Annotated in this window: 7 protein-coding genes and 1 pseudogene; 4 read left to right on the forward strand and 4 right to left on the reverse strand. The window is 41.6% G+C overall.

Going from position 1 to position 5,618, the window contains the following annotated elements:
* Positions 1–348 precede the first annotated feature (348 nt).
* A complete protein-coding gene (locus tag RRG12_RS16695) occupies positions 349–1,113 on the forward strand; it encodes a class I SAM-dependent methyltransferase (RefSeq protein ID WP_069073365.1) in 765 nt (254 codons plus the stop codon).
* 151 nt (positions 1,114–1,264) lie between these two features.
* Here RRG12_RS16695 and RRG12_RS16700 read toward each other — a convergent pair whose 3' ends face one another.
* The 3 genes from RRG12_RS16700 to RRG12_RS16710 all read right to left on the reverse strand — a co-directional run bounded on the left by RRG12_RS16700 (position 1,265) and on the right by RRG12_RS16710 (position 2,953).
* Positions 1,265–1,561, reverse strand: coding sequence for a hypothetical protein (locus tag RRG12_RS16700; RefSeq protein ID WP_069073364.1), 297 nt, complete (start codon positions 1,559–1,561; stop codon positions 1,265–1,267).
* Positions 1,562–1,589: 28 nt separating this feature from the next.
* Positions 1,590–2,057 carry a VOC family protein gene (locus tag RRG12_RS16705; protein WP_069073363.1) on the reverse strand — a complete coding sequence of 156 codons (468 nt, stop codon included), beginning with the start codon at positions 2,055–2,057 and terminating at the stop codon, positions 1,590–1,592.
* Positions 2,058–2,278: 221 nt separating this feature from the next.
* The gene (locus RRG12_RS16710; protein ID WP_420760065.1) at positions 2,279–2,953 is read right to left on the reverse strand and encodes a response regulator transcription factor; all 675 of its coding nucleotides are present in this window, start codon (positions 2,951–2,953) and stop codon (positions 2,279–2,281) included.
* 770 nt (positions 2,954–3,723) lie between these two features.
* Between RRG12_RS16710 and RRG12_RS16715 the strand changes: the two genes are divergently transcribed.
* The 3 genes from RRG12_RS16715 (at position 3,724) to RRG12_RS16725 (ending at position 5,374) form a co-directional block, all read left to right on the forward strand.
* The gene (locus RRG12_RS16715) at positions 3,724–3,903 is read left to right on the forward strand and encodes a chlorophyll a/b-binding protein (protein ID WP_012407782.1); all 180 of its coding nucleotides are present in this window, start codon (positions 3,724–3,726) and stop codon (positions 3,901–3,903) included.
* A 776-nt stretch (positions 3,904–4,679) separates the two neighbouring features.
* Positions 4,680–5,003, forward strand: a complete 324-nt coding sequence (locus tag RRG12_RS16720) for a hypothetical protein (protein WP_069073361.1) — start codon at positions 4,680–4,682, stop codon at positions 5,001–5,003.
* Between the two features lie 170 nt (positions 5,004–5,173).
* The gene (locus RRG12_RS16725) at positions 5,174–5,374 is read left to right on the forward strand and encodes a hypothetical protein (protein ID WP_420760066.1); all 201 of its coding nucleotides are present in this window, start codon (positions 5,174–5,176) and stop codon (positions 5,372–5,374) included.
* A gap of 151 nt (positions 5,375–5,525) precedes the next feature.
* Here the strand turns inward: RRG12_RS16725 and RRG12_RS16730 are convergent.
* Positions 5,526–5,618 (reverse strand): annotated as a pseudogene (locus RRG12_RS16730) (IS982 family transposase); the annotation flags it as partial.

Raw genomic sequence — 5,618 nt, forward strand, 5'->3', positions numbered from 1 at the left:
GTAGCTTTCCAAGGGGGGATTAAGGGGGGTAATTTGACTTGTGTATACACCGTAGCCCTTATAAAGGGGAGCCACTGCGTTGGGCGGCTTCGCCGACTTGAAGCATGTGGCGTGAGGGAACTGGATTTTATTGTTTCCCCCCTTTATAAGGGGGGACTAAGGGGGGTAATAATTCGATTAAAATCACAACATACTACTTTTCAAACAACCTCTAAGGTTAAATCACTAATAAATTAAATTTGCTTGTGGTTTTTAGGAAGAAGCAAGTTGGCATTCGCCGTAATTTTATCCACATCAAGAATTAAGATGAATGGGTAAAACTTAGATTTTGTTAATCTCCAAAAAAGGATGAATTATAACCACAAGCTTAAAATCTTACCTTTTATAGTAATTTTCCTGTTAATAGTTGAATGCTTGCTGGTTAACCCAACTGCCATAGCAAGAGCAGATTCTCCATCAACCGCAGTTTACGAACAACGGATAATCCATAGTCCAGATGGTATCGGTAAATATTACATGGGGCGCGAAATCGCCAAAGTTATGGGATACACGGGCGCAGGTTGGCTAGAACGTCCCAGCCGAGAGGGAGAGGAACAGCCAAGTAAGATAGTTAGCCTCCTTAACCTTAAACCTAACGATGTAGTAGCAGATATTGGTGCTGGTACAGGTTACTTAAGCTTTCGCATCGCACCATTTTTAACAGATGGGAAAGTATTGGCTGTAGATGTTCAGCCAGAAATGTTAGAAATCATTGAGTTGTTCAAAAAAGAGAAAAACATCACCAATGTTGAGCCTGTTTTGGCAACTCTTAGTAACCCTAACTTACCATCTGAAAGTATCGATTTAGCCTTGATGGTAGATGCTTACCATGAACTTGAGTATCCCCAAGAAGTGATGCAAGGAATTGTGAAAGCACTTAAACCAGGTGGTCGGGTAGTGTTGATTGAGTATCGGGGCGAAAATCCTTTTATTATGATTAAAGGTCTGCACAAAATGACTCAAAAGCAAGTCCGCAAAGAAATGCAAGCAGTTAGTTTGGTTTGGCGAGAAACCAAAAACTTGTTACCTCAACAGCATTTAATGGTGTTTGAGAAACCCAATACTAATTCGTAATTCGTAATTCGTAATTCGTAATTCGTAATTAAGGTGTCAGTTGGGATTAAATTCGCCAGAACATCAAAGATTTGTGCAGCAATTGTCTGGGGAAGAAAGATAGTTAGTCAGAATTCAGGAGTCAGGGAAATATTTGATGACTATTTTGGCATCAGTCTATTTTTTGGGGAATGAGACTGGCGCTTTTGGTTGCACTATCCCAAACAATCCAGCTAAAAGAATCATCTAAATCATCAGGGCTATTTGAAACTTTAAAATATAGCTTTTCTTCACGTTTTCTTTCAATGGCAAAGTCGGCATTTTGAGCATAAGCGACTATAAAACCTTTGTCTCGCAAACAATACATCGCCCAAGCTTTCAATGATTGCTTGTATGGTTCGTGTGGGATTGGCGGTTTTGTAATTGTGTCTTCAATTACTTTAAATATTTGCGTGAGTTTCGCGGTCATAGTAGATACTTTTGTTATTACCCTTAAGTTAACTAGCTTCTGGATCGCAACGAATTTCAATCATAAAGCCATCTGGATCGTAAAAATACACTCCTCTACCAGTCGGACGAGTGACTGGGCCGTGTGCGATCGCTATTTTATTTTCTCTGATCACTGTCACCGCTTGCTCAAATAACTGCGGATCGATGTCAAAGGCTAGATGATACGCTCTGGTGAAGGTCTTTTCTGGATCTGGATTTGGTGGTGATAATTCTGGTTCCCCAAATAAATCCAGAATTGTACCATCGGGGGTGATGAAGTTGGCTACTTTTCCCGATGCGACAAGTTCCACCAGGGTTGCGGGTACTTCGTCGCCTGTGAGTTCGTGCAAACCCAGAATTGTGCCATAAAAGTAGCGAGAAGCTTGCATATCCTTGACGTTGAGGGCAATGTGATGTATCTTACGCAGATTTCCTGGCGCAAGGACACTGTTCAGGGATTGGGTACTAGATAGCATAATTATCTTCAGCTAAGAGGTTGAATGAACAAGTGTTTCGCTGTGACTTCGAGCTTGTGGCAAATCAGAGTAGCAGATTTCTGAGATTTGGCGGGATATTCGAGTGGATAGTTACTGTGATTTTGACTAACTACCAACAGTTCTTGTTAAATCGACTGCTCTCATCTCAGAGTTTTCTCCTGAATATGTTGCTTTTTATTGAAATCACTAAGTCATTACGATTACTCCCGTAGTGCATAGCCTACACCACGGACTGTATGAATCAAACGCTTTTCATTATTTTCTTCTAACTTGAGTCGCAAATAACGAATATAGACTTCAATAATATTAGAATCGCCCATAAAGTCGTAACCCCAAACTTTCTCTAAAATTTGGTCTCTAGTAAACACTTGACGAGGATGTGAAAGGAGATATTCTAATAAGTCAAACTCTTTTGCTGTTAACTCAATGCTTCGTTTTGTCCGAAAAACTTCACGGGTGCGGCGATTTAAACTTAAGTCTTCAAATTGCAGCACATCTTCGTCTGTTTCTTGCGTGCGGCGGAGATGAGCGCGAATTCTAGCTAGTAGTTCCTCAATGCTGAAGGGCTTAACTACATAATCATCGGCTCCTGCATCTAATCCTGCCACGCGATCGCTCACTTCATCTTTTGCTGTCAACAAAATTACTGGTACTGTAGTGCCTGTTGCTCGCAAACGCCGACAAATTTCCAAACCCGTCAAACCTGGTAGCATCCAATCCAGAATCGCTAAATCTGGTGATGAATCTCGCGCCAGGGTTAGACCAGCAATGCCATCATGGGCTACACTTACTTTGTATCCTTCGCTACTAAGCTCTAATTCGACAAATCGCGCCAGTTTGACTTCATCTTCCACCAAAAGGATATGTGCTGTCATATTTTGCTCCTAAAGCAGGTAATGTGAGATAAAAGTGCTACCATAACCTGGCTGTGAAAGTACGGCAACTTAGCGTTGCATACCTGATGCTCAAATTTATCTGTCATCTATTCTATGTCTGCAAACAAAATAGTTAATTGAGTAGCAATATAGCGCTTCTGGTTTGGATGCAATACATTTTGACCTCTCTTCTAAAAGGCTACATGTACACACAAGTCGAATTACCCCCCTTAATCCCCCCGATGCATTGGGGGGAAACTAGAAATACAGTTCCCTCCCCTTTCCAAGGGGAGGGTTAGGGAGGGGTAAAACTTACGCTTAAACTCAGATGAGTGAACTGTTTCAGACTTGTGTGTACACCGTAGCTTCTAAAAGGAGAGAGGCTTTGATACTTACTCCCATTCCCTCTCTTCTCTACGAGAGGCTGCGCCAACGAGACGCTACGCGATCACAGGGAAGGGGCTGGGGATTAGGTCTGTATTTCACGAAATTGAGAATCGCTATAATTCAGGTTGTAAAGGCATCATACTGTGACTTGCTCGTGCTAGATCCAATAAGTTTTGCAAAATCTGAGTCATGTGATCTGCTTCCGAGACAGCCATCTCTAAACCTGGATAGGGAAAATCCCCCTTGCCTCAATTCCTCTTCGTTGAGCAGATTTTTCTTCAGCTTTTCTTCATCCACTCAATATTGCATTTTTGCAAACATCTGTTACATTACTTTACAGACGGTTACAACTGCTACAACACTTGAAATTTGGAGTTTTACTGATGACAGGTTTTAAGAATCCTGCGCCTATTGTTTCAGAAGATCCTAATGCTGTGCGTTTTGGTTTCACCCCTCAGAGTGAAAATTGGAATGGTCGTCTTGCGATGATTGGTTTTCTATCTGCGATTTTGATTGAAGCTTTTTCTGGTCAAGGTTTACTCCATTTCTGGGGCATCCTCTAAATTGATGATGGTAGAAGCACACGTCTGTGCCAATTAGTATCAACTTATACCAATTCTGTATGAAGATGCACATCATAATATCCCCCTGTAGTCTCCCCGATGCATTGGGCTACGGTGTACACACAAGTCGAATTACCCCCCTTAATCCCCCCTTGCAAAGGGGGGAAATATCCGGTTCTCCCCCTTTGCAAGGGGGAGTTAGAGGGGGTGAATTATATGCAGCTTCACAAAGAAACGGTATTAAGCTAGAAATAGCTTTGCTGCGGGCTTCATAACCCGCCAGAGAATGAATGACTTTCGCTATGATTCTTAGAACTTCAGTTCCTTGCAGGACATAGTTTTTGCGTTAAGTTGACACCAATGGTCTGTGCCTCCCCAATACTTTTTAGATAAACCCAACAATCTCTCTTTTGGGCTGGGGAAAGGTTAATGGGCTTATACCAATTCTTTATGAAGCTGCATAGAATTCGATCCCCCCTAGCCCCCCTTAAAAAGGGGGACTTTGAATTCCCCCCTTTTTAAGGGGGGCTAGGGGGATCAAGATATGTGCAACTTCACATTAAATTGGTATTACGGGTTAAGGTAAATTTAAACCCTTTCCCTTTAACCTTTCCCCTTTAACCGAAAAGTATTGTGTACCTCCCTGTAAGTCCGCCAAGTAATTCGTTTCTAACCTATGGCGGTTGTTGGGATTGGTGCAAAATATCAGATCTTTCCGGTTGAGCCAAAATATAAGTGAATAATTACTTTACATTGAATATGTATAGCTAAAACTCATGGAAATACCCCAACGCGTATCAGTCCGCTACAAAGACGCGTCCTTCAACACCAATGAAATCCGCTTGAGAACTTTTCGGCTTGGGTTACAAATATGGGAAGAACAAACCAAACCTCGAAAAACAGAGCTTTATCAGTTTATATCGTCTTGTTTGAAACAAGTTGACCGCCAAGATCGTTTTATGTTTTCTCTGTTGTTCATAGAATTAACAGACCTCATACGCAATTCTTCGCTGGAAAGGGGAACGAAAGAGGTTCTGATTAAAACAGCCTTTAGAGAATTTGCTTGTGCGATAACAGACTTTGAAGACGTTGCCAAATAAAGTTGGTTATGGGGGTGCTGGTATTGCGTAGGCGTAGCCCAAATCAGTTATAGCCCTGAACTCAGCTAACCTAATCGAGTAGGATATCTAGTAAGTAGCTTTCCAATCGGATTAGTTTTTTTCGCCAAATGCGCGGATGGGTAGGTGTTGGGGAAGAGGTAACTACAAAAATGGCTGAATTGGCTTATCTGCAACAACTTGAGAGCGATCGCATTTCTAAACTATCCGCGCACCTTATGGGGACTAGTTTTCAGCCATTTGCCTCTAGCCAAATCACAATTCCTCGTGTTATGATTTTTGCATTCGCGCAACCGAACCTTGAAAACCAAATAACACAAGGCTTTCAGATGCCAGCCATTGCAATTACTTAAAATCCCTATTAACCCAAGTTGCGGGTAATAGAATACAAAAGAGGAGATGGAAAGTGTAGGCACAGTAAATAAGGGTTGTACGAACTCCAACCACTATAAAAATGCCATTAGGAATGTTCAGTGTAGTTTAATAGAGAGTAACATTTGCAACTTAGTCAATAAAAGCTTGTTGCAGAGTGTAAGCAAAAATAAAAGCTTGTAACTTCAGTAAAAACCCCTCAAATGTTACGGCATGAAGCGATTT

Source organism: Nostoc sp. CALU 546 (assembly GCF_048836525.1).